26 protein-coding genes and 3 pseudogenes are annotated in these 25,585 nt (G+C 66.5%); 22 read left to right on the plus strand and 7 right to left on the minus strand.

All coding sequences use genetic code 11. From position 1 onward, the window contains the following. The first annotated feature begins 9 nt into the window (after nucleotides 1–9). The 5 genes from BLQ74_RS25670 (at nucleotide 10) to BLQ74_RS25690 (ending at nucleotide 5,297) form a co-directional block, all read left to right on the plus strand. Nucleotides 10–318 carry a sarcosine oxidase subunit delta gene (locus tag BLQ74_RS25670; protein WP_090268158.1) on the plus strand — a complete coding sequence of 103 codons (309 nt, stop codon included), beginning with the start codon at nucleotides 10–12 and terminating at the stop codon, nucleotides 316–318. Beyond that, on the plus strand, nucleotides 315–3,221 hold the full coding sequence (locus tag BLQ74_RS25675) for a 2Fe-2S iron-sulfur cluster-binding protein (protein WP_090268160.1): 2,907 nt from the start codon (nucleotides 315–317) through the stop codon (nucleotides 3,219–3,221). The genes BLQ74_RS25670 and BLQ74_RS25675 overlap by 4 nt, the downstream gene beginning before the upstream one ends. A gap of 3 nt (nucleotides 3,222–3,224) precedes the next feature. Further along, nucleotides 3,225–3,908: a sarcosine oxidase subunit gamma gene (locus BLQ74_RS25680; RefSeq protein ID WP_090268161.1), complete on the plus strand. Its 684-nt coding sequence runs from the start codon at nucleotides 3,225–3,227 to the stop codon at nucleotides 3,906–3,908. A gap of 46 nt (nucleotides 3,909–3,954) precedes the next feature. After that, nucleotides 3,955–4,710 carry an IclR family transcriptional regulator gene (locus BLQ74_RS25685; RefSeq protein WP_090268163.1) on the plus strand — a complete coding sequence of 252 codons (756 nt, stop codon included), beginning with the start codon at nucleotides 3,955–3,957 and terminating at the stop codon, nucleotides 4,708–4,710. Between the two features lie 167 nt (nucleotides 4,711–4,877). After that, complete coding sequence (locus tag BLQ74_RS25690) at nucleotides 4,878–5,297, plus strand: cupin domain-containing protein (RefSeq protein WP_090268164.1); 420 nt, start codon at nucleotides 4,878–4,880, stop codon at nucleotides 5,295–5,297. A 40-nt stretch (nucleotides 5,298–5,337) separates the two neighbouring features. On the opposite strand, the gene BLQ74_RS25695 is transcribed toward BLQ74_RS25690, so the two are convergent. Then, nucleotides 5,338–6,255: a glycosyltransferase family 2 protein gene (locus BLQ74_RS25695; RefSeq protein ID WP_090268166.1), complete on the minus strand. Its 918-nt coding sequence runs from the start codon at nucleotides 6,253–6,255 to the stop codon at nucleotides 5,338–5,340. 20 nt (nucleotides 6,256–6,275) lie between these two features. Between BLQ74_RS25695 and BLQ74_RS25700 the strand changes: the two genes are divergently transcribed. The 4 genes and pseudogenes from BLQ74_RS25700 (at nucleotide 6,276) to BLQ74_RS25710 (ending at nucleotide 9,673) form a co-directional block, all read left to right on the plus strand. Next, complete coding sequence (locus tag BLQ74_RS25700; protein WP_090268167.1) at nucleotides 6,276–7,208, plus strand: UDP-glucuronic acid decarboxylase family protein; 933 nt, start codon at nucleotides 6,276–6,278, stop codon at nucleotides 7,206–7,208. Between the two features lie 350 nt (nucleotides 7,209–7,558). After that, nucleotides 7,559–7,840 (plus strand): annotated as a pseudogene (locus tag BLQ74_RS28260) (PAS domain-containing protein); the annotation flags it as partial. Nucleotides 7,841–8,149: 309 nt separating this feature from the next. Then, nucleotides 8,150–9,124 (plus strand): annotated as a pseudogene (locus BLQ74_RS28265) (methyl-accepting chemotaxis protein); the annotation flags it as partial. Between the two features lie 135 nt (nucleotides 9,125–9,259). Further along, nucleotides 9,260–9,673 carry an arsenate reductase ArsC gene (locus BLQ74_RS25710; RefSeq protein ID WP_090268170.1) on the plus strand — a complete coding sequence of 138 codons (414 nt, stop codon included), beginning with the start codon at nucleotides 9,260–9,262 and terminating at the stop codon, nucleotides 9,671–9,673. 8 nt (nucleotides 9,674–9,681) lie between these two features. On the opposite strand, the gene BLQ74_RS25715 is transcribed toward BLQ74_RS25710, so the two are convergent. Continuing rightward, nucleotides 9,682–10,425 carry a transglutaminase-like cysteine peptidase gene (locus BLQ74_RS25715; protein WP_090268171.1) on the minus strand — a complete coding sequence of 248 codons (744 nt, stop codon included), beginning with the start codon at nucleotides 10,423–10,425 and terminating at the stop codon, nucleotides 9,682–9,684. A gap of 201 nt (nucleotides 10,426–10,626) precedes the next feature. Here BLQ74_RS25715 and BLQ74_RS25720 point away from each other — a divergent pair, with 201 nt between their 5' ends. Further along, nucleotides 10,627–10,917 carry a hypothetical protein gene (locus BLQ74_RS25720; RefSeq protein ID WP_139199128.1) on the plus strand — a complete coding sequence of 97 codons (291 nt, stop codon included), beginning with the start codon at nucleotides 10,627–10,629 and terminating at the stop codon, nucleotides 10,915–10,917. Nucleotides 10,918–11,132: 215 nt separating this feature from the next. Here the strand turns inward: BLQ74_RS25720 and BLQ74_RS25725 are convergent, their stop codons facing one another. Both BLQ74_RS25725 and BLQ74_RS25730 read right to left on the minus strand, forming a co-directional pair. Continuing rightward, nucleotides 11,133–11,360, minus strand: coding sequence for a zf-HC2 domain-containing protein (locus tag BLQ74_RS25725; protein ID WP_090268174.1), 228 nt, complete (start codon nucleotides 11,358–11,360; stop codon nucleotides 11,133–11,135). Next, nucleotides 11,354–11,959: an RNA polymerase sigma factor gene (locus BLQ74_RS25730; RefSeq protein WP_170842877.1), complete on the minus strand. Its 606-nt coding sequence runs from the start codon at nucleotides 11,957–11,959 to the stop codon at nucleotides 11,354–11,356. Before BLQ74_RS25730 ends, BLQ74_RS25725 begins: the two co-directional genes overlap by 7 nt. Before the next feature lie 518 nt (nucleotides 11,960–12,477). Between BLQ74_RS25730 and BLQ74_RS25735 the strand changes: the two genes are divergently transcribed. After that, nucleotides 12,478–12,951, plus strand: a complete 474-nt coding sequence (locus tag BLQ74_RS25735; protein ID WP_090268178.1) for a BRO-N domain-containing protein — start codon at nucleotides 12,478–12,480, stop codon at nucleotides 12,949–12,951. Nucleotides 12,952–12,970: 19 nt separating this feature from the next. Here BLQ74_RS25735 and BLQ74_RS28270 read toward each other — a convergent pair whose 3' ends face one another. Together BLQ74_RS28270 and BLQ74_RS28275 are read right to left on the minus strand one after the other, a co-directional pair. Further along, entirely contained in the window at nucleotides 12,971–13,528 is a 558-nt protein-coding gene (locus BLQ74_RS28270; RefSeq protein ID WP_425287516.1) for a PilZ domain-containing protein, read from the minus strand. A gap of 39 nt (nucleotides 13,529–13,567) precedes the next feature. Continuing rightward, nucleotides 13,568–15,388, minus strand: a pseudogene (locus BLQ74_RS28275) (methyl-accepting chemotaxis protein); the annotation flags it as partial. 249 nt (nucleotides 15,389–15,637) lie between these two features. On the opposite strand from BLQ74_RS28275, the gene BLQ74_RS25745 reads away from it, so the two are divergent. From BLQ74_RS25745 to BLQ74_RS25775, 7 genes are all read left to right on the plus strand, one after another. Next, entirely contained in the window at nucleotides 15,638–16,228 is a 591-nt protein-coding gene (locus BLQ74_RS25745) for an amino acid synthesis family protein (protein ID WP_090268181.1), read from the plus strand. A 14-nt stretch (nucleotides 16,229–16,242) separates the two neighbouring features. Further along, on the plus strand, nucleotides 16,243–17,076 hold the full coding sequence (locus BLQ74_RS25750; protein ID WP_090268183.1) for an alpha/beta fold hydrolase: 834 nt from the start codon (nucleotides 16,243–16,245) through the stop codon (nucleotides 17,074–17,076). Further along, nucleotides 17,073–18,554, plus strand: coding sequence for an aldehyde dehydrogenase (locus BLQ74_RS25755; protein WP_090268185.1), 1,482 nt, complete (start codon nucleotides 17,073–17,075; stop codon nucleotides 18,552–18,554). Before BLQ74_RS25750 ends, BLQ74_RS25755 begins: the two co-directional genes overlap by 4 nt. A gap of 13 nt (nucleotides 18,555–18,567) precedes the next feature. After that, nucleotides 18,568–19,053, plus strand: coding sequence for a flavin reductase family protein (locus tag BLQ74_RS25760; RefSeq protein ID WP_090268186.1), 486 nt, complete (start codon nucleotides 18,568–18,570; stop codon nucleotides 19,051–19,053). 106 nt (nucleotides 19,054–19,159) lie between these two features. Continuing rightward, the gene (locus BLQ74_RS25765) at nucleotides 19,160–19,549 is read left to right on the plus strand and encodes a carboxymuconolactone decarboxylase family protein (RefSeq protein WP_090268188.1); all 390 of its coding nucleotides are present in this window, start codon (nucleotides 19,160–19,162) and stop codon (nucleotides 19,547–19,549) included. A 77-nt stretch (nucleotides 19,550–19,626) separates the two neighbouring features. Beyond that, complete coding sequence (locus tag BLQ74_RS25770; protein ID WP_090268190.1) at nucleotides 19,627–20,379, plus strand: GntR family transcriptional regulator; 753 nt, start codon at nucleotides 19,627–19,629, stop codon at nucleotides 20,377–20,379. A 4-nt stretch (nucleotides 20,380–20,383) separates the two neighbouring features. Further along, a complete protein-coding gene (locus tag BLQ74_RS25775) occupies nucleotides 20,384–20,947 on the plus strand; it encodes an NUDIX hydrolase (protein WP_090268192.1) in 564 nt (187 codons plus the stop codon). 143 nt (nucleotides 20,948–21,090) lie between these two features. Here the strand turns inward: BLQ74_RS25775 and BLQ74_RS25780 are convergent, their stop codons facing one another. Next, a complete protein-coding gene (locus BLQ74_RS25780) occupies nucleotides 21,091–21,378 on the minus strand; it encodes a DUF1330 domain-containing protein (RefSeq protein WP_090268193.1) in 288 nt (95 codons plus the stop codon). A 79-nt stretch (nucleotides 21,379–21,457) separates the two neighbouring features. Between BLQ74_RS25780 and ribBA the strand changes: the two genes are divergently transcribed. The 4 genes from ribBA to BLQ74_RS25800 all read left to right on the plus strand — a co-directional run bounded on the left by ribBA (nucleotide 21,458) and on the right by BLQ74_RS25800 (nucleotide 25,577). Then, nucleotides 21,458–22,567 carry a bifunctional 3,4-dihydroxy-2-butanone-4-phosphate synthase/GTP cyclohydrolase II gene (gene ribBA, locus BLQ74_RS25785; protein WP_090268195.1) on the plus strand — a complete coding sequence of 370 codons (1,110 nt, stop codon included), beginning with the start codon at nucleotides 21,458–21,460 and terminating at the stop codon, nucleotides 22,565–22,567. 236 nt (nucleotides 22,568–22,803) lie between these two features. After that, nucleotides 22,804–23,829, plus strand: coding sequence for an ABC transporter substrate-binding protein (locus BLQ74_RS25790; protein ID WP_090268210.1), 1,026 nt, complete (start codon nucleotides 22,804–22,806; stop codon nucleotides 23,827–23,829). Continuing rightward, nucleotides 23,814–24,764, plus strand: a complete 951-nt coding sequence (locus BLQ74_RS25795) for an ABC transporter permease (RefSeq protein ID WP_090268197.1) — start codon at nucleotides 23,814–23,816, stop codon at nucleotides 24,762–24,764. Before BLQ74_RS25790 ends, BLQ74_RS25795 begins: the two co-directional genes overlap by 16 nt. 3 nt (nucleotides 24,765–24,767) lie before the next feature. Further along, a complete protein-coding gene (locus BLQ74_RS25800) occupies nucleotides 24,768–25,577 on the plus strand; it encodes an ABC transporter permease (RefSeq protein WP_090268198.1) in 810 nt (269 codons plus the stop codon). Nucleotides 25,578–25,585: the final 8 nt, after the last annotated feature.

Here is a 25,585-nt window from a genome sequence, read left to right on the forward strand (position 1 = left end):
GATCGGCAGATGAAGATCATGACTTGCCCACTCAATGGGCCACGCAACATCAGCGAATTCACCTACGGCGGCGAGTTCAAGCAGATGCCCGACCCGGCCACCTGCAGCGACGCCGAATGGGCCGACTACGTGTTCAACAGCGACAACGCCGCCGGCGTGGTCCTCGAATGGTGGATGCACAACGCGTCGAGCTACTGGTTCCTGGCCGAGCGCCACACCGTCAGCGACCGCATCCTCCGTACCTTCGACCCGAAGGAAATCTTCACCCGGCGCATCGACTTCGCCGCCCCGCAAACCGCCGAGGAGATCGCCGGATGAACGCCCTTTCCCGCCTTCCCGCGCCCATGGGCCTGCTGATCGACCGCGAGCAGCCGCTGCGCTTCAGCTTCGATGGCAGCGACTACCAGGGCTATGCCGGCGACAGCATCGCCAGCGCGCTGATCGGCAACGGCCGCTGGCTGCTCTCGCGCTCGTTCAAATACCACCGCCCGCGCGGCCCGCTGAGCATGGCCGGGCAGGACGCCAACAGCCTGGTGCAACTGCCCGACGAACCCAACGTGCTCGCCGACCTGCACGCTCTCAGCGACGGCCTGCGGGTCGAGGGGCAGAACTACGCCGGCAGCCTGATGGCCGACCGCGATGCCTACCTCGGCAAGTTCTCGCGCTTCATGCCGGTGGGCTTCTACTACCGTTCCTTCTACAAGCCCAAGGGCATGTGGAAGGTCTGGGAACCGCTGATCCGCAAGAAGGCCGGTCTCGGCGTGCTCGACCTGGACTTCAAGCCGCAGTACTACGACAAGGCCTACCTGTTCGTCGACCTGGCGGTTATCGGCGCCGGCCCGGCCGGCCTGCGCGCCGCGCTGGACGCTGCCAACGCCGGGGCCAAGGTGCTGCTGGTGGAGCAGCAGACGCTGCTCGGCGGTTCGCTCAACTACGCCCGCTTCGACATCGAAGGCGTGCGCGCCGCGGCGCTGCGCCGCGAACTGGTCGAGGCGGTGGAAGGCCACGCCAATATCCAGATTCTCAAGGACGCCACCTGCAACGCCTGGTTCACCGAGAATTACCTGCCGGTGATCCAGCACAAGCGCCTGTACAAGGTCCGCGCCACCCGCTGCATCGTCGCCTCCGGCTCCTTCGACCAGCCGGTGGTGTTCCGCAACAACGACCTGCCGGGCATCCTGCTGACCAGCGCCGCCCAGCGCCTGATGAAGCTCTATGCGGTCAAGCCCGGGCAACGCGCCGTGGTCCTCACCGGCAACGACGACGGTTACCTGGCCGCCCTCGACCTGCAGGAGCAGGGCGTGAGCGTCGCCGCCGTGGTCGACCTGCGCGCCGGACCCGCCGACCCCAGGCTCGCCGCCGAACTGTCGCGCCGCGGCATTGCCCAGCACCCCGGCAGCACCGTCTACGAAGCCCTGCACGAAAAAGGCATGCGCCATGTCAGCGGGGTCGAAATTCGCCGCATCAGCGGCCAGGGCACGGTCGCCAGCGACGGCCTGCGCCTGGACTGCGACCTGCTGTGCATGTCCGCCGGCTACATGCCGGTCTACCAGTTGCTTTGCCAGGCCGGCGGCAAGCTCGCCTACGAAGAGCCGCGCGCCGAGTTCGCCATCAGCGGCTTGCCGGTCGAACTGGCGATCGCCGGTTCGGTGAACGGCCGTCACGCCCTCGACAACGTGCTCAACGATGGCGCCCAGGCGGCGGCCCAGGCCATCGCCGCCCTCGGCCTGGGACCGCAGCCGGGCCTGCCGGCGTTCCACCGCGAAGCGCCGGTGAACTTCGACTGGCCGATCTTCCCCCACCCGCAGGGCAAGGATTTCGTCGATTTCGACGAAGACCTGCAAGTGCGCGACATCGTCAACGCCACCCGCAGCGGCTACCGCGACGTGCAGTTGGTCAAGCGCTTCTCCACCGTCGGCATGGGCCCCTCCCAGGGCCGCCACTCGGCGCTGCCCACCGCGCGCCTGGTGGCCCAGGCCACCGGCCGCAGCATCAGCGAAACCGGCGTGACCACCGCGCGTCCGCCGTTCCAGGCGGAGAAGCTCGCCCACGTCGCCGGCCGCGCCTTCGACCCGTACCGGCAGACGCCCATGCACCGCCGCCACCTCGAAGCCGGGGCGAAGATGATGCCGGCCGGCATCTGGCAACGCCCGGCCTATTACGGCAAGCCCGAGGATCGCGAGCGCTGCATGCAGGAAGAGGCCCGCCACGTGCGCGAGAAGGTCGGCCTGATCGACGTCTCCACCCTCGGCGGTCTCGACGTCCGCGGCCCGGACGCCGCCGAACTGCTGGAGCGCCTGTACACCTTCGGCTTCGCCAAGCTGCCGATCGGCCGCACGCGCTATGCGCTGATGACCAACGAGCACGGCGTGGTGATCGACGACGGCGTCTGCGCCCGCCTCGGCGAGCGGCACTTCTACGTCACCGCCACCACCAGCGGCGTCGACCGCATCTACCAGCAGATGCTCAAGTGGAACGCGCAATGGCGGCTCAACGTCGACATCACCAACGTCACCGCCGCCCTGGCCGCGGTCAACCTGGCCGGACCGCTGTCGCGCCGGGTGCTGGAGAAGGTCTGCGCGGACATCGATCTCTCCGCCGCAGCCTTCCCCTACCTGGGCGTGCGCTGCGGCACGGTCGCCGACATCCCGGCGCGGGTGCTGCGGGTCGGCTTCGTCGGCGAACTGGGCTACGAGATCCACGTGCCGGCGCGCTTCGCCGAGCGCCTGTGGGATGTGCTGATGGAGGCCGGCGGCGAATTCGCCATCCGCCCCTTCGGCGTCGAGACCCAGCGCCTGCTGCGCCTGGAAAAGGGCCACGTGATCATCAGCCAGGACACCGACGGCATGACCCACCCCGGCGAAATCGACATGCAGTGGGCGATCGGCCGCAAGAAGCCGTTCTTCGTCGGCAAACGCTCGGTGGAAATCCTCGAAGCACAGCCGCTCAAGCGCAAGCTGGTCGGCTTCAGCCTGCCCCAGGGCAGCGCCCAGCCGCTGGAGGGACACCTGGTGCTGGATGGCGCCGACATCAGCGGCAACGTCACCTCCTGCGAGTACTCGCAGACCCTCGGCATGATCATCGGCCTGGCCTATGTCGGCGCCGCGCAGAGCACGCCGGGCATGCAGATCCCGATCCGCGTGGAGGGCGGCCAGGTGGTCCGCGCCAGCGTCGTGCAACTGCCCTTCTATGACCCGCAGAACCAGCGTCAGGAGCTCTGAGCCATGTCCAGCCTGAAAGCCGAAGACTTCATCGAACGCAGCCCGCTCTACCCGCTGCACCAGGGCGCGCGCCTGGCCACCCTGGGCAGCAGCGCCATCGTCGCGCGCTACGGCGAGCAGGAAGAACACGCGCAACTGCAAGACTGCGCGCTGATCGACCTGAGCAACCTGCCGCGCGCCGGCTTCCGTGGCGCCGACGCCGCCGCCTACCTGCAGGCGCGCGGCTACGCCCTGCCGCCGGCGCCCAACCAGGCGCTGCGGCAGAGCGACGGCAGCCTGGTGGCGCGCCTGTCGCAGGCCGAGTACCTGCTGCTCGGCAGCCTGCATGACATGGGCGCGCGTATCGCCGCCGAGGAAGCCGCCTGGCGCCTCGACGACAGCGCCAACTACCTGCTGCCGCGCCAGGACAGCCATGCCTGGCTGCTGCTCAGCGGCCAGCACTGCGCCGAGGTGATGGCCAAGCTCTGCGGCGTCGACCTGCGCCCGCAGGCCTTCCCCAGCGGCGCGGTGGCGCAGACCTCGGCGGCGCGCATCAACGTCATCGTCATCAACCTCGGCGACGAGCACCTGCCGTGCCTGCAGATCCTCTGCGACCGCGCATCGGTGACCTACTTCTGGGAAGCCATGCTCGACGCCATGCAGGAGTTCGGCGGGCGCCCGGTGGGCATCGACGCGCTGCTCGACTGACCAGCCGGCGGCGCCCGTCAGCGGGCGCCGCCGTGGAGCCCACGCCATGAGCGAAACCGACTACCGCGTCCCCGCCCTGGAGCGCGGCCTGAGCCTGCTCGGCCTGTTCAACGCGCGCCAGCGCAGCCTGAGCATGAACGACATGGCCGAACACCTGGGTGTCAGCCCCTCGGCCCTCTACCGCATCGTGCAGACCCTGCAGGACATGGGCTACCTGAACAAGCTCGAACGCAACCAGTACGAACTCGGCGCACGGGTGATCTCCGACGGCTTCGCCTACCTGTGCAGCCGCGACATCGTCGAGATCGCCCTGCCACACCTCAACGCCCTGCGCGACCGTACCTCGCTGTCCTGCCACCTGAGCATCCGCGAGCAGACCGACAGTCTGTACATCTACCGCGCCTTCGCCCCGCAACGGCTGAGCGTGAACATCCCGGTCGGCACCCGCCTGCCCTGCCACGGCACCGCCCTCGGCCGCGTCCTGCTCACCGCCCTCGACGAAGAAGCCCTGGCCCAGCTCTACCAGCACGTACGCCTCGACGACTACCCGCCGCCGACGCCACGCACCCTGCTGGAACTGCAACGCACCATTGCCGAGGATCGCGAACGCGGCTGGGTGCTGCACCGCTCCGACTACTCGACGGCCATCGCCACCGGCATCCGCGACCGCAGCGGCAACGTCAGCGCCGCCATCAATCTCTCCGGGCCGGAAGCCGTGCTGGCGGCGGAAGGCGCCGAGGAGCGCTATCGGCAACTGCTGATGGACTGTGCGGCGGCGATCGAGGGCGAGATGGGCGCCTAGCGGCCGGCGGCAGCGGGCGCTGCCGGACGGCGCGATGACCTATGCTCAACGGAGCTGCCGGCGCCGCCGCGCAGCAGACCGTACAGGGCAAGGCCTTGCCCTGTACGCCCGGCCTGGCGTTGCAAGCCGACACCAGGCCTCAGCAGCCCAGCGGGAGGTCGGCAGCCATGCGCGCAACCCAGCCCAAGGTGCAGGGCGTCCACCCGGATCGCGAGGTCATGACGCGCCAGCGCCTGCCGTATTTCATCGGTATCTCGGGGCAGACGGTGAATGCGACCGGCCTGTCCATGCACCTGGTCGTCATACCGCCTGGCGCGCGCTCGGAACCACACATCCACCTGGGCTACGAAACCGCCCTCTACGTCCTCGAAGGCCGCGTACTGACCCGTTGGGGCGCCGCGCTGGAGCACGAAGTCGTCAGCCAGGCCGGCGAGTTTCTCTTCGTTCCGCCGGGCGTGCCGCACCAGGCCATCAACCTGAGCGCTACCCAGCCCGCCCGCGCCATCGTGGCCAGAAACGATCCCGCCGAGCAGGACAAGGTGCTGCCGTTCGAGCCGGGACAGCCGCCTCTCGACACGCCCCGTTGAACCCATGGTGCAGCGATGCGCCAGCGTTCGCCCCCGGGGCTCAGGCTTCGGCTTGCTCCCTGGCGGCGCTCGCCCCTTGTCGACTGGCGCTGACCGCACGCACGTTCATGCTCAATTCGCGTTTGCCGAAAACGACGAACTTCCTTTGTTTATTCAGCTCGACCAGAAGATCCTGGAAACTGCCATCCCGGCAAATAACCCGGGGCACTTCCAATACCACCGAATAGGTTTTCTGCTGCGCCTCTTCGGTGTGTGCGAATTGTCGTTTTATTTGTTCCATCATGCTGCGCCGGGTTTCCAGCGATAGCTCACTGGCATGATTGCGCAGGATGTATTGCTTGACTCTTATGTAGCAATCATTGATGAAACGCTGCACTTCCTTGCCTTTCACATCATGGAAAGTCGTTCTTTCAGCATCATCGTGGGATATCGGTTCGACGAACTCACTGGGATATGTACTCTCCTGCAAGTGCAGGTCATCCCTGAGCCGGGCATAAAGATCGTCATCCTCCCCGCCCCAGCCACGAAACGCTTCGTCATAGCCGCCCACTTGCTCGAAGTGCAGACGCGAACAAATGAAGGTGCCGTAGGTTTCATCGTCGCGCTCGCCATTCTCGGGCGCGGCGCGGTAGAAAAAGGCCGGCGCCAGGTTAGCGCCCATCCATTCGACCCAGTGCGGCCGTATCTTGATATCGGCGTCGATGAAACACAGCCAGGGGGCGACGGAGTTCATCGCGCCGATATTCCGCGCACGCGGCAAGCAGAATCCGGGATCGTCCGTGACACGCACCACCTTGACACTTGGATAGTTGCTTTCCACCCAGTCGCCTGTATTGTCAGGGCATGCATAATCCACCAGAATGATTTCCGCGGGCACTTGCTCGACAATTCTCGGCAACGTTTGCTGCACATGGTGCAAACGGCCTTTGCAAGTAATCACAAAAGCGACTTTCTGCATAACATTTCCCCGGGTGGCATATGCGTATTCTGGTGACAGGCGGAGCGGGCTTCATTGGTTCTCATTTATGTCGGCGCCTGCTGGCCGACGGCCATGAAGTACTTTCAGCCGACAACTACTTTACTGGAAGCCGCAAGAACATTCATGAGTTTCTGGCCAACCCGAGATTCGAAGCGCTGCGCCACGACATCACCTCGCCGCTCTACGTCGAAGTCGATCAGATCTATAACTTCGCCTGCCCGGCCTCGCCCATCCACTACCAGCAAGACCCGGTGCAAACCACCAAGACCAGCGTGCAGGGCGCGATCAATATGCTCGGGCTGGCCAAGCGCACCGGCGCGCGCATCCTGCAAGCCTCCACCTCGGAGGTCTATGGCGACCCGGAAGTGCATCCGCAGACGGAGGCCTACTGGGGGCGGGTCAATCCCATCGGTTTGCGCGGCTGTTACGACGAGGGGAAGCGCTGCGCGGAAACCCTGTTCTTCGATTACTACCGCCAGCACGCGACCGACATAAAGGTCGTCCGAATATTCAACACCTACGGCCCCGGCATGCAGTTGAACGACGGCCGGGTGGTCAGCAACTTCATCGTCCAGGCCCTGCGCGGCGAAGACATTACCCTCTACGGCGATGGCAGCCAGACCCGCTCCTTCTGTTATGTCTCCGACCTGGTCGAAGGCGTCGTGCGCATGATGAACAGCGCGCCGGGCTTCACCGGACCGGTGAACCTGGGAAACCCGGTCGAATACTCCATCGTCGAGATTGCCGAAATCATTCTCGACCTGTGCCGGTCGTCCTCGAAGCTCACGCTCAAAGCGCTGCCGGAAGACGATCCGCGTCAGCGTCAGCCGGATATCGGTCTGGCGCAGCAACAGTTGGGCTGGACGCCAAGCGTTGCGCTGGTGGACGGCCTTCGCGAAACCATCGACTACTTCAAGCGGATGCTCGCCTGAAGCGCCCTTCCTCCCCCCTTCGATTCGCCGTCGGCAACGCGCCGGCGCGCACGGCGCCAGGACTTTCCCCGGCGCCGCCTGAGCGGCGGCGCGGTTCGCGCAGCGAGGTGATGCCGTCGCCCAGCCACCGCCACAGCCCCGACCTCCGCGCCTGAGTGCGCAAACCACCCGCACACGACGGTAGACCGCGCTGAAGGCCGCGCTGAACGGCTGTTCAGGGGCTCAACGCAGCCAGCGAAAATAAATCCGGCGCCTTTCGGCGGGACAGCGGCACGGTCCATTCCTTGTGCTAGACATTCAGATAGCTGGGTCAAGACATTCGGAAAAATCTGAAGAGGGATCGCTGAGCTATGCGCCAAAACTTACCGGTTACTCAGCAAGAGCGTACTTTCCCCGCCGACGAACGCCTCATCTCCACCACCGACCTGACGAGCAAGATCACCTACTGCAACGACGCCTTCGTGGCGATCAGCGGCTTCACCCGCGAAGAGCTGCTGGGCCAACCGCACAACCTGGTGCGCCACCCGGACATGCCGCCCGCGGTGTTCGCCCATATGTGGGAAACCCTGAAACAGGGCAAGCCCTGGATGGGGCTGGTCAAGAACCGCGCGAAGAACGGCGACTTCTACTGGGTCAGCGCCTACGTCACGCCGATCTATGAGGACGGCCGGATGATCGGCTTCGAGTCGGTCCGCTCACTACCGACGCGCGAGCAGGTCAAGCGTGCCGAGGCCCTCTATGCGCGGTTGCGCGCCGGCAAGCCGGCGGCGTCCCGGCAAGCGGCCCTGGTCCATGTGCTCGGCCGCTGCTGGCCGGCGATCCTGGCGGGCCTGGCGCTGCTCGGCGTGGAGCAAGTCCTCGACGGCGCCTGGCTGGCGCTCGCGACCCTGGCGATCATGCTCGCCATGGCCGTTGCCCTGCTCGCCGATGCCCGCAAACGCATCCTGGGCACCCTGGCGCAGCACCCGAAAGCCTTCGTCAGCCCGCTGGTGGCGCTGACTTACTCGGACAGCCAGGGCGCCCAGGCGATGCTCGAACTGGCCATGTTCAGCGAGGAGGCGCGCTTGCAGACGGCCCTGACGCGGCTGGAGGACGCCGGCGAAAGCGTGCGCCAGCGCGCGGCGGAGTCGGCCCGCCTGTCCCGCGCGGAAGCCGAGCTGCTGGAGCAGCAGCGCAACGAGACCGATCAATCGGCCACCGCCATCAACCAGATGGCCGCGACCATCCAGGAAGTGTCGATCAACGTCGCCAACACCAGCCACGCCGCCGAGCAAGCCGAACACCTGGCCAAGCAGGGCAACAGCCTCGCCGGCGACAGCCTGGGGGCCATCCAGCACATGGCCGAAGCGGTCAGCGAGATCGGCCGCGCCGTCCAGGAAGTGGCCGACGCCACGCAGACCATCGGCAGCGTGGCGGATGTCATCGCCTCGATCGCCGAACAGACCAACCTGCTCGCGCTGAACGCCGCCATCGAAGCGGCGCGCGCCGGGGAACAGGGCCGTGGCTTCGCCGTGGTGGCCGATGAAGTCCGCTCGCTGGCCTCGCGCACCCGCGAATCGACCACGCAGATTCACCAGATCATCGAGAACTTGCGCAACGGCGCGCAGCGCGCGGTAGTCACCGCCAACCGCGGCGAGCAGATATCCCGCGACAGCGTCGGCAGCGTGCAAGCGGTTCGCCAAGCGCTGGAAGGCATCAGCCAGGCGGTGAGCCGCATCACCGGCATGAGCCAGCAGATCGCCGCCGCCTCCGAACAGCAGAGCCACGTCGCCGAGGACATCAGTCAGCAGATCACCCGCATCGCCCACCTCTCCGAGCATAGCGCCGGGCAGGCCAGGGAAGGCTCGGCCATCAGTCAGGACCTGGAACGCATGGCCGCCTACCTGCACAGCCTGGCGGAGCGCTTCAACCGCTGAGCGGCGAAGCGTTCGCTGTACGCCGGATTCGCCGGGGCGGACGGATACGGCGCGCGTCTCCCGAAGGCGGCGGATCGCGCCGCCAGAGCTCGGCGTCTATCGTTTCCCATCATCCAACGCGCGACCGAGGCAACCATGAGCGAGAAAAAGCGAGTGCTGTTCATCTGCATGGGCAACGATGTCCGCTCGCCCATGGCCGAGGCCTTGCTGCGGGACATGGACAGCGAGCACTTCGAGGCCTTCAGCGCCGGCATCGTCCCCTGCGGGATCGACCCGCGCACCCGCCAGGCGCTGGAGCATGCCGGGGTCTCCGCCGCCGGCCTGCGCAGCAAGTCGATCGAGGAATTCAGCGGGCAACACTTCGACTACCTGATCGACCTGTGCGACAAGGCCAACCACGAAGAACGACGCCTCCCCCTCTCGGATGACGTGCTGCTGTGGAACTTCGCCAACCCGGCCGGCAGCGGCCGCCCGGAGGCGTTCCGCCAGACACTGCAGGAACTCCACGAGCGGCTGATGATGTTCGACATGGTGAAGAACAGGGGCTGAGCCAGCCTTCAGCGCGAGGATGACCGACCAGGACGCTCGCCTTGCGCGCCGGCTTTGACCGCCAGTTGCATCGAGGGCGGAGCGGAAAGCTGCTCCTGGCTCACCTTGTCTTTCAATTCCTGCCAGCGTGGCAGCAACCTGGCGTCGCCGGCCACCACCAGGCGGTTGTGCTCGAACCGATACAGGTGCGTCGTATCGAAGGCGAACTGCATCTGCAGGTCGTGACGTTGCGCCAGTGGGCGGATATCCGCCAGCAGGCTGTCCAGGACCAGCGGCACTTCCGCACCGCCGCTCCAGTAGCCCAGCACCATATGGGCCTGGTGGGTCGAACTCAGGGTGGTGTACATCAGTCGCAGGTTGTGTTCCGGGATGCCGAGCAGGCGCAGGGTGAAGAACTTGGCGATCGCGAAGTCCTCACAGTCGCCAGCGCCGCGCTCCAGGGTTTCCAGGGGCGAGGCCCAGTAGTCAGGCTGCCCCCAGACTTCGAGGTCTTCGCCAAAGCGGATGCGGTGATTGAAGAAGCGGTTGACCGCTTCCAGCTTCTCCGCGTCGCTCAGCGCCAGAGAGGCGCGGATCAGTGCCTCCCATTCGCGCTTCGCCGAGGCGGCCACCGTATTTCTGTGGCCGCCCGGCGGCTGCGCTGCCGCGGCCTTCGCGCCGCCCATGATGAGACTGCTGCCCATCACCAGCCCGGCCAGAATGTAGCGGCGGCGTCCCAGCAGGATCGATCCAAGGAAATTCGACCTGGTCATCCTCGGCTCCTCCGTTACGACCCATGGGCGATCGCCGGCACACGCAGGCTCACAGACACCATAGGACCACGCTTCGTCAGCCGGCAAGGCTTGTTTGCCTCCCTCCGCTGCGCCGCCCCAACGGTCTGTAACATCGCGCCCCGGCGCTCATCCAATCAGGGGAATAAAGGCATGGGGGATGAGGTTACGGAGGATGAAACCATGACAACTTTTCTCAGCAAGGTGGCGATTGTCGCCATAGCGATGGGCACCGCGGCAGGCACCGCCCTGGCCGAAAGTGGCAGTGACCGTCTGCTCGAATCGCACATGAGGCAAGAAGCACGCGTGGCCCAAGAGGCGGAACGAGACTCCGCGAATCGCTACGCACAGATGATCGAAGAGCGGCCGACCGCGGCGGGCCCCACGCTCGACGCGCAAGCGCCGCTCAAAACCGAACCCCGCTACAGCACGCCGATCGAACGCGACCGGGCGCTATACGGCACCCCGAAATAAAGGCTGGGACGAAAGAATCCGCAATGACGGGCGAACCCAACCGCCCAGCTAAAGCGCGCAACGGGCACAGGGACGTGCCCCATGGGCGCCCATGAGACGGGCTGGCAAACTGCCGAGGGTTGGCAGCCGCGACCGCTCGGCGCCCATTTGACCGAGCCTTCTGGCCTCTCTGATGCCGGGATCCGGGGTTTTGTTACAGACGGGCGTGGCGCCATTCAGCGCTCGGCGTCTTGCAGCTTCTCGATGATGGCCTGGGTATCGATGGCGTCATCCTGGAGCGCCAGCCGCTGCAACACCCGCGATGTCAGTTCGAGTTGCTTGATATAGGCCGCGCAGCGCGGGCAGCCCTGCAAGTGCAGCATCACCGCCTGGCGATTCACCGGCTGCAGACGGTCCTCGATGATCTCCGAGCCCAGCTCGGAAATGTCGCGGCAGGTCAGCATACGCCCTCCGCCTGGAAGCGAATCAACATGGCATGCATGCGCTGTCGCCCGCGGTGCAGCAGTACGCGGATATTGCCTTCGCCCAAGCCGAGCGCCTGGGCGATTTCGGCGTAATCGAGCCCACCCAGTTCACGCATCATCACCACGCTCCGCTGGTCGTCGGGAAGCAGCTGCAGATGCTTGCGGATGCACGCATGCAGCTCGCTCTCCGTGAGCAGATCCTCGGGGGTGTCGTGATGCCATTGCGGCGGCGGCGCAATCCAGGCACCGCGCGCATCGAAGGACGCGCTGATCGGCGAGCCGGTGTCCACGCCCCAGCGATCGAGGGATACTTCCCTCCAGTGTTTGCGGCGCATGGCGCGGGCCTCATTGATGGCGATCCGTGCGAGCCAGGTTCGGAACCTGGACCGGCCCTCGAACTTGCCGATCGAGGCAATGGCCTTCAGCCAGGTCTCCTGCGCAACGTCGTCGGCCAACCCCGAACCGACCAACGGGGTCGTCATGGCGACCAGAAAAGCATGGTGCAACTTGATCATCTCGTCCAACGCGCAGCGCTCCCCCGCGCGCACCCGCTCGAGCAACTCCGCTTCGTTGTCCATCCGCGTCTCCCGATAGCCCGCCTGCCGATCCTCGGCTGAGCCACAGGCCATTTTCGTTAGACGGACCGGGCTCGATTCGTTCCGGCCCACGGCCAACCATTGGTCCGGGTGGCCGTGCGGAGTTTCACGCGGGCAAGCGAGCGGGGACTGACTCGGGCCGGCCGGCGCCAGGTCGCCCAGGAGGCTCAACCCGCAACAGAGAACTTTCCTACCGGCGCTTTCCTTGCCCCGCTAGAGCCCGGCCTCCTATCCTCCGCCAGTCACGGTCAATCCCGTGACCGGGTTTGACGACCCGGCAGAACAGGCGCGTTGGCGCCGATGGCGTATGCGAAAACGGCGTAGCGTTTTTGCAGGCCCCCGTGCGCTCTTGGATTTATCTGCCACGCTCTATGGCGGATCGCGCGGGGAGGCCCTCGGGCCTGCCGGTACCTGTTCCCGGTTCGTCAACCCCGCGCGGTCCGCCCCCTCCGTTTGACGACGTAGCGGCGGACTCCCCCTCAGAACAGGAGTTCTCCACTATGCACGATGCATACAGCGCTACCACCTTCCTCCGTCACACCCGCCCCCTGCGTGGCATTCTGATCGACGACCAGCCCTGGTTCGTCGCCTATGACCTGGCGCGGCTATTAGGCCTCAATCATCCGCAATCCCTCGCGCGACGCATGGAACCCCATGAAATGCGCGTAGTGAAGCTACGCCATGCCAGTGGCGGCGAGGAGCCGGTGGAGGTCATCAGCGAGGCGGCGCTCTACAAGGCACTGTTCCGCTTCGGCCACCCGGAGAACCGCACGCTGGGCCGCTGGCTGGCAGAGACGGTGATGCCACTGTTGCGCGACCAGGGCCGGGACGATCCGCGGCAGCCACGGCGGTTGCTGATGAATTGGCGCTCGCAGCGCGTCACCGTGCTGGACTGGCAGGGTGCGTTGTGGGTGCCGCTGGAGCAGTTGCCAACCTTCAGCGCCTTCGCCGCAGGCATCGAGCGACGGCGCTGAAAGACTCGGCGCGCGCCGCTCAGGCGACCGCGCCGGTCTCGTAGAACGGCGCCTGGTTGTAGTAGGTGATGCAGGCTTTCAACTTGTCGCGGGCGCTGGCATCCAGGGTTTCGAAGGCCAGGCCGTAGTTGTAGCTGCCCTCGCCCTGGGTCTGCCATTTCACCCGCGCCTTGACCGGGAACGGTTGCTGGCGGTCGTACTCGGCACGGTTGTCGCTGGGCTGGCGGATCAGCAATTCCAGGCTATCGCCCTTGCCGGCCTGGAGCGGCTGGGCGAGCTTGAGGCGGATACCGCTCATGCTGAAGTCGGCGCTGGTGGCGAACTGCTCGCGCCCGCCGTCGCGCACTTCCACCATCAGGTTCTGCATCACCCGCGGGGTCTTGCGCTGGTCGTCCGGCGCCGGCACCACGGTCTGCAGGCTGTCGAAATGGAAGCTCTGCATGACCTGGCGCAGGCGTTCGGATACCTGGTGCAGATCGGCGCTGACCACGCCGGTGGTGTGGATCTGCGCGGTGTTCTCTTCCAGGGTGTGCATCAGTTCGCCGAGACGCGATTCGAGCTGCGCCAGCTTGCCCATCTGGTGGCTGCTGACGGCGGAGATTTCCTTGGCCAGGCCGGCGTTGTGCTCGATGTCCTGGAGGATCAGGGCGAACACTTGATTGGCACCTTCGGCCTTGGACATGCCCTGGTGGGTGCGCTCGATGATGCCGTCCATGGCGCGGGTGTTGTTCTCCACCAGCGCCGCCAGGTTGCCGATGATGCCGTTGATGGTGTTGGTCGCTTCGCCGGCGCGGGTGGCCAGGCCGCGCACTTCGTCGGCGACCACCGCGAAGCCACGCCCGGCCTCGCCGGCGCGGGCCGCTTCGATGGCCGCGTTGAGGGCCAGCAGGTTGGTCTGGTCGGTGATCCCGCTGATGGTCGCGGTGATCGCCTGGATCTGCCGGCTGGCTTCGCCCAGGGCGTGGATTTGCTGGCCGGCGGCCTGCACTTCAGTGACCGCGCGGGCCATTTCTTCGATGTTGCCGCGGATCGCCTGCACGCCTTCGGCGGCGCGCGAACGCGATTGGCTGGCGCGGTCGCTGACGGTCTGCGACAGCTCCAGCACCGAGCTGGAGGTGGCGGCGAGTTCGCTGGTGGCCTCGCGCACCTCCGCCGAGCGTTGTTCCTGGATGCGCGAGCTGCCGGTGATGCGTTGCGAGATGTCGGCGATCTGGAAGGATGACTGACCGATCTGGCGCGACTCCTGGTCGATCCGGCGCATGTGCCCGGCCAGCGCCTCGACCATCGCCTGCATGCTGCCGAGCAGGCTGTCGCCACGCTGCGAGCGGTCGTGGATGGGAATCTCCAGCTGACCGTCGGCGACACTGCGCGCGACCGCCACGGCGTAGGCTGGCTCGTTGCCGAGCAGTTGGATCAGGCGGCGATAGAGATACAGGCAACCGCCGAGCAGCAGCACCAGGGCGAGCAAGGCGATGCCGTTGCTGATCCAGGCGATCATGCGCCGTTCGGCGGCCTGCCCGGCGTTGGCCGTCGCGACCGCATCGCCGAGTTGCTGGGCCATGCTTTCCATGCGGTTGGCCAGTTGTTCGGAAAGCGCGTCGAAACCGTCGGCGCCCTTCATCAGCGCGTTACCGGCGTCGCGGCCCTGGTGCACGTAGAGGTTGGCCATGCGCTCGCCCGTGGCATAGAGGCGATCGATGCTGCTGCCGGCCTCGTCGATGGAAGCCTGCATCTGCGGCGCCAGTGTGCGCAGACGCGCCAGCTCCTGATGCGCGGCGCTCTGTTCGGCCCTGGCTTCGCTGTAGTCGTCGGAACCGACCGCCGAGGCGTCGGTGAGGAACTGCTGGATCTGCACCACGTGGTAGCGCACGTCCTTGAAGGCCAGAGAGGCCTCCTGCAGACGCAACTGCTCGGCGCTGGCCACGCTCAAGGCGTGGTTGCCGTACCAGAGCAGCCCGTTGCCGAGCAGCAGCACGAAAGTGATCGTGGCCGTCATCGACGACAGCAGACGTTTCAGGGAGGTATTCGACGCGTGGGGCTGAGGCATGACCATTACCTGTTGCAGAAACCTGTGGCGGCCGCTGGGCCGATAATGCTGGGGGCACAGTCCATTGCGCGTTGCACGCGGCGACGCCGCGCGGCGCGGCGCGGCGCGGTGGCGAGCGCGAGTTGGCGGCGGATCGGGGAGCCTGCGGTATTTCCTGGCGCCTTTGCCTGGCTGCCGGCGTATCGGGTAGGAAATGTCCGTAAGAATATCATGGCCATCGGCAGCTAGGCCGCGTTCTTGAGCAGCGCGAGGGCTTTTTCTGCCGCTTGCGCTCATGTAGCCGGCGCCTTCCGGGCGCAGCCTTGGGGGAAGCCTACGACACCCCCGGCGAGAAATTTCCGGCAGCCTCGGGCGAATGAGCAGGCCACTCATCCGTTGGTACGCCGACATTTGGTCGGCGGTATTCCAGAATTTCCGCTCAGCCAGCACCGCGTCGAAGGGGCTTTCCGCGTGCTGGCGCGCTCATCCTGGTGCCCTTTCCACCTCGCAGCCTGGCCACAGAAGCACCGAAATCCCTAAGCAGAATCTCTATCTCGGGGCTTTCCGAGACGCACGCAGATGCCTCTTGCGAATCAAGTATTATGGTATACCATAAGACACCAATAGCCCCTCATCAGCCCCAGACTCAAGGAGCACCCCATGAGCTTCGAGATCCGCAAGATCGTCACCTACTCCGAAGAAACCTTCATCGAGGGCGGCAAGGCCGCCGATAAGCCGGTCACCATGGTCGGCCTGGCGGTGGTGATCAAGAACCCGTGGCTGGGCCGCGGCTTCGTCGAGGACCTGAAACCGGAAATCAAGGCCAACTGCTCCGACCTCGGCGCGCTGATGGTCGAGCGCCTGACCGCCGCCATCGGCGGTGCCGCGCGCATCGAAGCCTACGGCAAGGCCGCGGTGGTCGGCGCCGATGGCGAGATCGAGCACGCCTCGGCGGTGATTCACACCCTGCGTTTCGGCAACCACTACCGCGAGGCGGTGAAGGCCAAGAGCTACCTGAGCTTCACCAACAAGCGCGGCGGTCCGGGCACCTCGATCCAGATCCCGATGATGCACAAGGACGACGAAGGCCTGCGCTCGCACTACATCACCCTGGAAATGCAGATCGAAGACGCCCCGCGCGCCGACGAGATTATTGTGGTCCTCGGCGCCGCCGACGGTGGCCGCCTGCATCCGCGCATCGGCAACCGCTACATCGACCTGGAAGAGCTCGCCGCCGAGAAGGCGCAGTGAGCGGGAGCAGCGGCATGACTATGCTCAGCCCTCAGCAGACACCGGCCGGCACCAGCTACCTGGTGACCGGCCAGGGCGAGCCCGTGGTGCTGATCCACGGGGTCGGCCTGAACAAGGAAATGTGGGGCGGGCAGATCGTCGGCCTGGCCCCGCACTTCCAGGTGATCGCCTACGACATGCTCGGCCACGGCGCCAGCCCGCGCCCGGCCTCGGGCACGGCGCTGGAGGCCTATGCCGACCAGTTGTTCGAGCTGCTGGAGCATCTCGACCTGCCGCGCGCGACCATCATCGGTTTCTCCATGGGCGGCCTGGTGGCGCGTGCCTTCGCCCTCAAGCATGCACAGCGCACTGCTGCCCTGGTGATCCTCAACAGTGTGTTCAACCGCACGCCGGAACAGCGCGCCGGGGTCATCGCGCGCACCGCCCAGGCCGCCCAGCATGGCCCGGACGCCAATGCCGAGGCGGCGCTGTCGCGCTGGTTCAGCCGCGAATACCAGGCGGCCAACCCGGCGCAGATCGCGGCGATCCGGCAAACCCTTGCCAGCAACGATCCGCAGGGGTATCTGACCACCTATGAGCTGTTCGCCACCCAGGACATGTACCGCGCCGACCAACTGGGCGACATCCGCGTGCCGACCCTGGTCGCCACCGGCGAACTCGATCCCGGCTCGACGCCGGAGATGGCCCGCCAACTGGCCGCACACATACCCGGCGCCGAGACGGTGGTGCTGGACGAACAACGGCACATGATGCCGGTGGAGTCGCCGCGCCTGGTCAACCAGATGCTGCTGGACTTCCTCCACCGCGCTCAGGCCTCCCGCCATTCAGTAGAGGGGAACGTCGCATGACGCTCGCGCGCTTCCAGATGTGCATCGACGGCCAATGGGTCGATGCGCTCTCCGGCAAGACCTTTCACAGCCTGAACCCGGCCCTGGGCGAAGCCTGGGCCGAACTGCCCGACGCCGACGAAGCCGATGTCGAGCGCGCCGTGCAGGCCGCCCAGCGCGCCTTCGAGGCGCCGGCCTGGCGCGGCCTCAGCGCGACCGCGCGGGGCAAGCTGCTGCGCCGCCTGGGCGACCTGATCGGCGCGCGCAAGGAAGAGCTGGCGCAACTGGAAAGCCGCGACAACGGCAAGCTGATCCGCGAGACCCGCGGCCAGGTCGGCTATCTGCCGGAGTTCTTCCACTACACCGCCGGCCTGGCCGACAAGCTCGAAGGCGGCACCCTGCCGCTGGATAAGCCGGACATGTTCGCCTACACGGTGCACGAACCGATCGGCGTGGTGGCCGGGATCATTCCCTGGAACAGCCCGCTGTACCTGACGGCGATCAAGCTGGCGCCGGCCCTGGCGGCCGGCAACACCATCGTCCTCAAACCTTCCGAGCACGCCTCGGCGACCATTCTCGAACTGGCCCGCCTGGCCCTAGAAGCCGGCTTCCCGGCCGGGGTGGTCAACGTGGTCACCGGCTACGGGCCGAGCACCGGCGCGGCGCTGACCCGCCATCCGCTGGTGCGCAAGATCGCCTTCACCGGCGGCGCCGCCACGGCCCGCCACGTGGTGCGCAGCAGCGCCGAGAACTTCGCCAAGCTGTCGCTGGAGCTGGGCGGCAAGTCGCCGAACATCATCTTCGCCGACGCCGATCTGGAGAGCGCGGTGAACGGCGCCGTGGCCGGCATCTACGCCGCCTCCGGGCAGAGCTGCGTGGCCGGCTCGCGGCTGCTGGTGCAGGACGCGGTCTACGACGAATTCGTCGCGCGCCTGATCGAACGCGCGCGGCGCATCCGCATCGGCAACCCGCAGGACGATGCCAGCGAAATGGGCCCGATGGCCACCGAACAGCAACTGGCGATCGTCGAGCGCATGGTCGCCCAGGCGCAGAGCGAAGGCGCCACCCTGCTCATGGGCGGCCGCCGCCCGGCGCTGGACGGCAACGGCTGGTACTACGAGCCGACCCTGCTGGCCTGCGCGCGCCATGACCTGACGATCATGCAAGAGGAAGTCTTCGGCCCGGTGGCCGCGGTCATCCGCTTCAAGGACGAGGCCGAGGCGCTGGCCATGGCCAACGACTCGCAGTTCGGCCTGGCCGCCGGCATCTGGACCCGCGACCTCGGCCGCGCCCACCGCCTGGCGCGCGACGTGCGCTCGGGGATCATCTGGGTCAACACCTACCGCGCGGTATCGGCCATGGCGCCGATCGGCGGCTTCAAGAACAGCGGCTACGGCCGCGAGAGCGGCATCGATTCGGTGCTTGCCTACACCGAACTGAAAACGGTGTGGATCAACCTCTCGCCAGCGCCCATGCCCGACCCCTTCGTGATGCGTTGAGAGGCAGGCTGAGATGATCGAACCCGGCATTTACAAAGAAGTCATGGGCTCCTTCCCCTCCGGCGTCACCGTGGTGACCACGCTGGACGAGGACGGCGGCATCGTCGGCATCACCGCCAGCGCCTTCAGTGCGCTGTCGATCGACCCCGCGCTGGTACTGTTCTGCCCCAACTACGCCTCGGATACCTACCCGGTGCTGTCGCGCAGCGGCAAGTTCGCCATCCACCTGCTGTGCGCCGATCAGCAGGCCGAAGCCTACGCCTTCGCCGGCAAGGGCAAGGACAAGGCGCGCGGCATCGAGTGGCACCTCAGCGAGCTGGGCAACCCGCTGCTGAACAAGGCCACGGCGATCATCGAGTGCGATCTGTGGCGCGAGTACGACGGCGGCGACCACGCCATCGTGGTCGGCGCGGTGCGCAACCTGATCCTGCCCAAGCAGGAAATGACGCCGATGGTCTATCACCGCGGGCGCCTCGGCGCGCTGCCGCAGATCGCCTGATGTCCCTTGCGGGCCGCGCACCATCCCACTCTCGGTAGCGGCCCTTTTTTATCGATGTCGCGGCGCCGCCGGCAAGGGGCGCCGCCGCTGGCAGGAGAAAGCTCGCATGAGCAACGAAAAATACGCCAGGGGCCTGGCGATCCGCACCCAGGTGCTGGGCGAGGCCTATGTACAGCGTTCGCTGGAAAACGCCGACGACTTCAGCCGGCCGCTGCAGGAACTGGTCACCGAGTACTGCTGGGGCCACGTCTGGGGCCGGGACGGCTTATCGCTGAAAGAACGCAGCATGATAAACTTGGCGATGATTTCAGCGCTCAACCGGCCGCATGAACTCAAGCTTCACATCCGTGGCGCCCTGCGCAACGGCCTCAGTCGCGAGCAGATCCGTGAAATACTGCTGCAGGTCGGCATCTACTGTGGCGTACCGGCGGCGGTGGACAGCTTCCGCCTCGCTCGCGAGGCCTTCGCCGAAGCCGATGCGGAACAACAAGGTTGAGCGCTGTCCCAGCCCGATGCGGCCCCTAGCCGGGCCTCACGTTCCTCCTACGGACAGCCAATAACAGAGCGGACCCTATGAAACGCTTGCCTCTCGATGACAGCTTCAAGGTCAATCGCAATCCCGTCACCCTGCGCGAGATCGTGCTGGACAAGCTGCGCACGGCGATCATGAACTTCCAACTGCTGCCCGGCGACCGCCTGGTCGAGCGCGACCTCTGCGAACTGCTCGGGGTCAGCCGCACCTCGGTGCGCGAGGCGCTGCGTCACCTGGAGTCGGAAGGCCTGGTGGAGTTCGCCGACGCCAAGGGCCCGCGCGTCGCCATCATCACCCTGGAAGACGCCACCGAGATTTACGAACTGCGCTGCGTGCTCGAAGGGCTGATCGTGCAGTTGTTCACCCTCAACGCCAAGGCCAAGGACATCCGCGCCCTGGAAAAGGCCCTGGCGGAAAACCGCAAGGCGCTGGAGGAAGGCGAGCTGCAACAGGTGATCGACTCGGTGCAGAAGTTCTACGACGTGCTGCTGGAAGGCGCCGGCAACCGCACCGCCGCCACCCAGCTGCGCCAGTTGCAGGCGCGCATCAGCTACCTGCGCGCCACCTCGGTGTCGCAGGCCAATCGGCGTGGCGCGAGCAACCAGGAAATGGAACGCATCGTCGAGGCGATCAAGAGCGGCGATCCGCTGGCCGCGCACCAGGCTTCGGTGGACCACGTGCGCGCCGCCGCCAAGGTCGCTCTGGACTACCTGAAATCCAAGCAGGACGACAACGCCAAGGTGCGCCCGATCGTCGCCCCGATCGCCCTCAAAGAACCGCGCATCGGACGCTGACGCCGTGCCGGCCCCGCGCTTCTGTCCCGCCTGCGGCTCGGCCAACCTGGCCCGCCGCACGCCGGCGGGCGACACCCACCAGCGCCTGCTCTGCGACGCCTGTGGCTACGTCCATTACGAGAATCCGCGGGTCATCACCGGCTGCATCATCGAGCGCGACGGCCGCTACCTGCTGTGCCAGCGCGGCATCCCGCCGCGCGTGGGCACCTGGACGCTGCCGGCCGGCTTCATGGAAAACGGCGAAACCACCGAGCAGGCGGCCCTGCGCGAGGTCTGGGAAGAGAGCGGCGTGCGCGCGGAAATCCTCTCGCCCTACTCGATCTTCAGCGTGCCGACGATCAGCGAGGTGTACATCATCTTCCGCGCCATCGCCCTCGAAGAGACCGGCCAGTACGGCCCGGAAACCCTCGACTACCGCTTCTTCGCCGCCGACGAAATCCCCTGGGACGCCATCTACTACCCGGCGATCCGGCAAATCCTCGAACGCTACATCGCCGAACGCCGCGCCGGCGTCTACGGCATCTACATGGGCAACGACGACAGCGGCACCATCCACTTCATCCGCTGACGCCAACCGCTCCCCGCTCCCGACGAATCCGACAACCCACGGTGCCATGCCGCGGCAACGCGTGCGAGCGCTGGCAAACGCAGGATGGCGTTGAGCGCAGCGAAACCCATCGATGGATCTCGCCAGCGCCCGCCGCGGCCCCGTCACAAGCCCTCGACGATGATCACTTCGGCGCGCGCCGCGCCCTGGCGCTGGGCGCAGGCCGCCTGATACTCCGCCGAGCGGTAGCAGGCCAGCGCCTGCTCGTAGGAAGCGAACTCGATGACCACGCTGCGCTGCGGTGTCGGCCGTCCTTCCAGCGCCTCGGAGCGTCCGCCCCTGGCCAGCAGGCGCCCGCCATACTGAGCGAAGGCCGCCGGGGCCAGTTGCGTATAGGCGCTGTATTGCTGCGGGTCGGTGACGTCGACGTGGGCGATCCAATAGGCCTTCATGGGAAATCCTCTGTGGCTGTCGAATAATCGGTATTATGGTATACCACAATTATCCGCCAACCACTGCACGGAACCGACCATGCCATTCCATCGAATCGAAGACATCATCGACGACTTCCGCCAGGGCCGCATGGTCCTGCTGGTGGACGACGAGGACCGCGAGAACGAGGGCGACCTGCTGCTCGCCGCCGAGCACTGCACGCCCGCGGCGATCAACTTCATGGCCCGCGAGGCGCGCGGACTGATCTGCCTGACGCTGACCGAGGAGCACTGCCAGCGCCTCGGCCTGGAGCAGATGGTGCCGGCCAATGGCAGCGCCTTCTCCACTGCCTTCACCGTCTCCATCGAAGCGGCCAGTGGCGTCACCACCGGCATCTCCGCCGCCGACCGCGCGCACACCGTGCGCACCGCCGTCGCCCCCGGCGCCCGCGCCGATGACCTGGTGCAACCCGGCCACATCTTCCCCCTGCGCGCCCGCGAGGGCGGCGTGCTGACCCGCGCCGGGCACACCGAGGCCGGCTGCGACCTGGCGCGCCTGGCCGGGCTGACGCCGTCGGCGGTGATCGTCGAAGTGATGAACGACGACGGCAGCATGGCCCGCCGTCCGGAGCTGGAAGCCTTCGCCGAACGGCACGGCATCCGCATCGGCACCATCGCCGACCTCATTCAGTACCGCCTGAGCACCGAGCACACGGTGGCGCGCATCGGCGAACGCGAGCTGCCGACCGTGCACGGCACCTTCCGTCTGGTCACCTACGAGGACCGCATCGAAGGCGGCGTGCACATGGCCATGGTGATGGGCGATATCCGTCACGATGAGCCGACCCTGGTGCGCGTCCACGTGATCGACCCACTGCGCGACCTGGTTGGCGCCGAGTACAGCGGGCCACGTAACTGGACGCTGTGGGCCGCCCTGCAAAAGGTCGCCGAGGAAGGCCGTGGCGTGGTCGTGGTGCTGGCCAATCACGAGTCGTCCCAGGCGCTGCTGGAGCGCGTGCCGCAGCTGACCCGCGCGAGCCGGCCGTTCTCCCGCTCGCAGTCGCGGATCTATTCGGAAATCGGCGCCGGGGCGCAGATCCTGCAAGACCTCGGCGTCGGCAAGCTGCGCCACCTCGGCCCGCCGCTGAAGTACGCCGGCCTCACCGGATATGCCCTGGAAGTGGTGGAAAGCCTGCCCTTCGAGGGCTGAAAAATGCCCGGCGCGACGACCGTTCGCGCCGGTATTCAGGGCAAAGGCTTGCACAAAGTTTGGAATACCATAATATGACATTCCGTAGGCCGACGATTGTCGCGGCGCCCCCGCCAGGGACAGCCTGAACAACGCACCGGACACGGCCGACCCTGTAGGCCCGATTGGCCTGACTGCTCCTGATGAGCGGGCACAACGACCCGCTCGCGTACAAACACAACAACGAGGGCATGCACATGGTTTTCAAGAAACGCGCAGCAGCGGCGATGATCGCCGCCGTTCTGGGTCTGGCCGGCGGCATCGCCAGCGCGGCTGACAGCGTCAGCTTCGTCAGCTGGGGCGGCACCACCCAGGACGCACAGAAACAGGCCTGGGCCGATCCCTTCAGCGCCACCAGCGGCATCCACGTGGTACAGGACGGGCCGACCGACTACGGCAAACTCAAAGCCATGGTCGAGAGCGGCAACGTGCAGTGGGACGTGGTTGACGTCGAGGCCGACTTCGCCCTGCGCGCCGCCAGCGAGGGTCTGCTCGAACCGCTGGACTTCAAGGTGATCGATCGCAGCAAGATCGACCCGCGCTTCGCCTCCGACCACGGCGTCGGCTCGTTCTACTTCTCCTTCGTGCTCGGCTACAACCAAGGCAAGCTCGGCGGTCACGCGCCGCAGGACTGGACCGCGTTGTTCGACACCAAGACCTACCCCGGCAAGCGCGCCCTGTACAAATGGCCGAGCCCCGGCGTGCTGGAGCTGGCCCTGCTGGCCGATGGCGTGCCGGCCGACAAGCTCTACCCGCTGGACCTCGACCGCGCCTTCAAGAAGCTCGACAGCATCAAGAAGGACATCGTCTGGTGGGGCGGCGGCGCCCAGTCGCAGCAACTGCTCGCCTCCGGCGAGGCCAGTCTCGGCCAGTTCTGGAACGGCCGCGTCTATGCCCTGCAGCAGGACGGCGCGCCGGTTGGCGTGAGCTGGAAGCAGAACCTGGTCATGGCCGACTTCCTCGTGGTGCCGAAAGGCTCGAAGAACAAGGACGCGGCCATGAAGCTGATCGCCCAGGCCGCCAGCGCCAAAGGCCAGGCCGATTTCGCCAACCTCACCGCCTACGCGCCGGTCAACGTCGACAGCGTCAGCCTGCTCAAGCCGGAACTCGCTCCGAACCTGCCGACCGCCTACGCTAAAGAGCAGATCACGCTCGATTACGCGTACTGGGCCAAGAACGGTCCGGCCATCGCCGCCCGGTGGAACGAATGGCTGGTCAAGTGAAAATGGCTGCCGTCGCCTCCCCCTCCGCAAGCCAAGCCGCCGACGCCTCGCGCGTCGGCGGCGCCCCTGGGGCTATTTCGATGAAGCGCGATGATTCGGCCGCGCGACGCTGGCGCGGTGCCTTGCAACTGCTGCCCGCCCTGCTGTTCATCAGCCTGTTCTTCCTCATCCCGCTGGTCAGCCTGCTGCTGCGCGGCGTCCTCGAACCCACCCCGGGTCTGCAGAACTACGCCCAGCTGTTCGCCAACTCGGCCTATGCCCGGGTGCTGCTCAACACCTTCTCGGTCGGCGCCCTGGTCACCCTGATCAGCCTGCTGCTCGGCTTCCCGCTGGCCTGGGCGATCACCCTGGTGCCGCGCGGCTGGGGGCGAGTGTTGCTGAACATCGTGCTGCTGTCGATGTGGACCAGCCTGCTGGCGCGCACCTACTCCTGGCTGGTGCTGCTGCAGGCCTCGGGAGTGATCAACAAGATACTGATGGCCCTCGGCCTGATCGATCAGCCGCTGGAGCTGGTGCACAACCTGACCGGCGTGGTGATCGGCATGAGCTACATCATGATTCCGTTCATCGTGCTGCCGTTGCAGGCGACCATGTCGGCGATCGACCCGATGGTCCTGCAAGCCGGCTCGATCTGCGGCGCCAGCCCCTGGAGCAACTTCTTCCGGGTGTTCCTGCCACTCTGCCGGCCGGGGCTGTTCTCCGGCGGTTTGATGGTCTTCGTCATGTCGCTGGGTTACTACGTGACCCCGGCGCTGCTCGGCGGCGCGCAGAACATGATGCTGCCGGAGTTCATCGTCCAGCAGGTGCAGTCCTTCCTCAACTGGGGAATGGCCAGTGCGGCCGCCGCGCTGCTGATCGTCATCACCCTGGCGCTCTTCTATCTCTACCTGAAGCTGCAACCGGAATCGCCGGTCGCCTCGTCCACCGGGAGGTAAGCCATGCTGCTCTCCGCCAACGCCATGGGGCCGCGCCTGCGCGCCGGCCTGTTCGCCGTGACCGGCGCCATCGCGGCCTTCCTGCTGCTGCCGATCGTGTTCATCGTGCTGCTGTCCTTCGGCTCCTCGCAGTGGCTGGTGTTCCCACCGCCGGGCTGGACGCTGAAGTGGTACCTGCAGTTCTTCGCCAATCCGGAATGGATGGAGGCGGCCCTGGCCAGCCTCAAGGTCGCCGTGCTCACCACCTTCTGCTCCGTGGCCCTGGGCATGCCCACCGCCTTCGCCCTGGTGCGCGGTCGCTTCCCCGGCCGGGAACTGTTCTACGGCCTGTTCACCCTGCCGATGATCGTGCCCCTGGTGATCATCGCGGTGGCGGTCTACGCGCTGTTCCTCAAGCTGGGCTATACCGGCACGCTGTTCGCCTTCGTGGTCAGCCACGTGATCGTCGCCCTGCCCTTCACCATCATCTCGATCATCAACTCGCTGAAGCTGTTCGACCGCTCCATCGAGGATGCCGCGGTGATCTGCGGCGCCTCGCGCCTGCAGGCGGTGTTCCATGTGACCTTCCCGGCCATCCGCCCGGGCATCGCCGCCGGCGCCCTGTTCGCCTTCCTGGTGTCCTGGGACGAGGTGGTGCTCAGCGTGATGATGGCCAGCCCGACCCTGCAGACCCTGCCGGTGAAGATGTGGAGCACCCTGCGCCAGGATCTCACGCCGGTGATCGCAGTGGCCTCGACCCTGCTGATCGGTCTGTCCCTGCTGGTAATGCTGCTCGCCGCCGTCCTGCGTCGGCGCAACGAAATCCGTGCCTGAGCGCCGAG

The organism is Pseudomonas panipatensis, from assembly GCF_900099785.1.
In the GTDB taxonomy this organism is placed as follows: domain Bacteria; phylum Pseudomonadota; class Gammaproteobacteria; order Pseudomonadales; family Pseudomonadaceae; genus Pseudomonas; species Pseudomonas panipatensis.

Excerpts from the sequence above, each read along its gene's own strand:
- BLQ74_RS25670 (WP_090268158.1), top strand. The coding sequence starts at position 10 with ATGAAGATCATGACTTGCCCACTCAATGGGCCACGCAACATCAGCGAA.
- BLQ74_RS25675 (WP_090268160.1), top strand. The coding sequence starts at position 315 with ATGAACGCCCTTTCCCGCCTTCCCGCGCCCATGGGCCTGCTGATCGAC.
- BLQ74_RS25680 (WP_090268161.1), top strand. The coding sequence starts at position 3,225 with ATGTCCAGCCTGAAAGCCGAAGACTTCATCGAACGCAGCCCGCTCTAC.
- BLQ74_RS25685 (WP_090268163.1), top strand. The coding sequence starts at position 3,955 with ATGAGCGAAACCGACTACCGCGTCCCCGCCCTGGAGCGCGGCCTGAGC.
- BLQ74_RS25690 (WP_090268164.1), top strand. The coding sequence starts at position 4,878 with ATGCGCGCAACCCAGCCCAAGGTGCAGGGCGTCCACCCGGATCGCGAG.
- BLQ74_RS25695 (WP_090268166.1), bottom strand. The coding sequence starts at position 6,255 with ATGCAGAAAGTCGCTTTTGTGATTACTTGCAAAGGCCGTTTGCACCAT.
- BLQ74_RS25700 (WP_090268167.1), top strand. The coding sequence starts at position 6,276 with ATGCGTATTCTGGTGACAGGCGGAGCGGGCTTCATTGGTTCTCATTTA.
- BLQ74_RS25710 (WP_090268170.1), top strand. The coding sequence starts at position 9,260 with ATGAGCGAGAAAAAGCGAGTGCTGTTCATCTGCATGGGCAACGATGTC.
- BLQ74_RS25715 (WP_090268171.1), bottom strand. The coding sequence starts at position 10,425 with ATGACCAGGTCGAATTTCCTTGGATCGATCCTGCTGGGACGCCGCCGC.
- BLQ74_RS25720 (WP_139199128.1), top strand. The coding sequence starts at position 10,627 with ATGACAACTTTTCTCAGCAAGGTGGCGATTGTCGCCATAGCGATGGGC.
- BLQ74_RS25725 (WP_090268174.1), bottom strand. The coding sequence starts at position 11,360 with ATGCTGACCTGCCGCGACATTTCCGAGCTGGGCTCGGAGATCATCGAG.
- BLQ74_RS25730 (WP_170842877.1), bottom strand. The coding sequence starts at position 11,959 with ATGGACAACGAAGCGGAGTTGCTCGAGCGGGTGCGCGCGGGGGAGCGC.
- BLQ74_RS25735 (WP_090268178.1), top strand. The coding sequence starts at position 12,478 with ATGCACGATGCATACAGCGCTACCACCTTCCTCCGTCACACCCGCCCC.
- BLQ74_RS28270 (WP_425287516.1), bottom strand. The coding sequence starts at position 13,528 with ATGGGCAAGCTGGCGCAGCTCGAATCGCGTCTCGGCGAACTGATGCAC.
- BLQ74_RS25745 (WP_090268181.1), top strand. The coding sequence starts at position 15,638 with ATGAGCTTCGAGATCCGCAAGATCGTCACCTACTCCGAAGAAACCTTC.
- BLQ74_RS25750 (WP_090268183.1), top strand. The coding sequence starts at position 16,243 with ATGACTATGCTCAGCCCTCAGCAGACACCGGCCGGCACCAGCTACCTG.
- BLQ74_RS25755 (WP_090268185.1), top strand. The coding sequence starts at position 17,073 with ATGACGCTCGCGCGCTTCCAGATGTGCATCGACGGCCAATGGGTCGAT.
- BLQ74_RS25760 (WP_090268186.1), top strand. The coding sequence starts at position 18,568 with ATGATCGAACCCGGCATTTACAAAGAAGTCATGGGCTCCTTCCCCTCC.
- BLQ74_RS25765 (WP_090268188.1), top strand. The coding sequence starts at position 19,160 with ATGAGCAACGAAAAATACGCCAGGGGCCTGGCGATCCGCACCCAGGTG.
- BLQ74_RS25770 (WP_090268190.1), top strand. The coding sequence starts at position 19,627 with ATGAAACGCTTGCCTCTCGATGACAGCTTCAAGGTCAATCGCAATCCC.
- BLQ74_RS25780 (WP_090268193.1), bottom strand. The coding sequence starts at position 21,378 with ATGAAGGCCTATTGGATCGCCCACGTCGACGTCACCGACCCGCAGCAA.
- ribBA (WP_090268195.1), top strand. The coding sequence starts at position 21,458 with ATGCCATTCCATCGAATCGAAGACATCATCGACGACTTCCGCCAGGGC.
- BLQ74_RS25790 (WP_090268210.1), top strand. The coding sequence starts at position 22,804 with ATGGTTTTCAAGAAACGCGCAGCAGCGGCGATGATCGCCGCCGTTCTG.
- BLQ74_RS25795 (WP_090268197.1), top strand. The coding sequence starts at position 23,814 with ATGGCTGGTCAAGTGAAAATGGCTGCCGTCGCCTCCCCCTCCGCAAGC.
- BLQ74_RS25800 (WP_090268198.1), top strand. The coding sequence starts at position 24,768 with ATGCTGCTCTCCGCCAACGCCATGGGGCCGCGCCTGCGCGCCGGCCTG.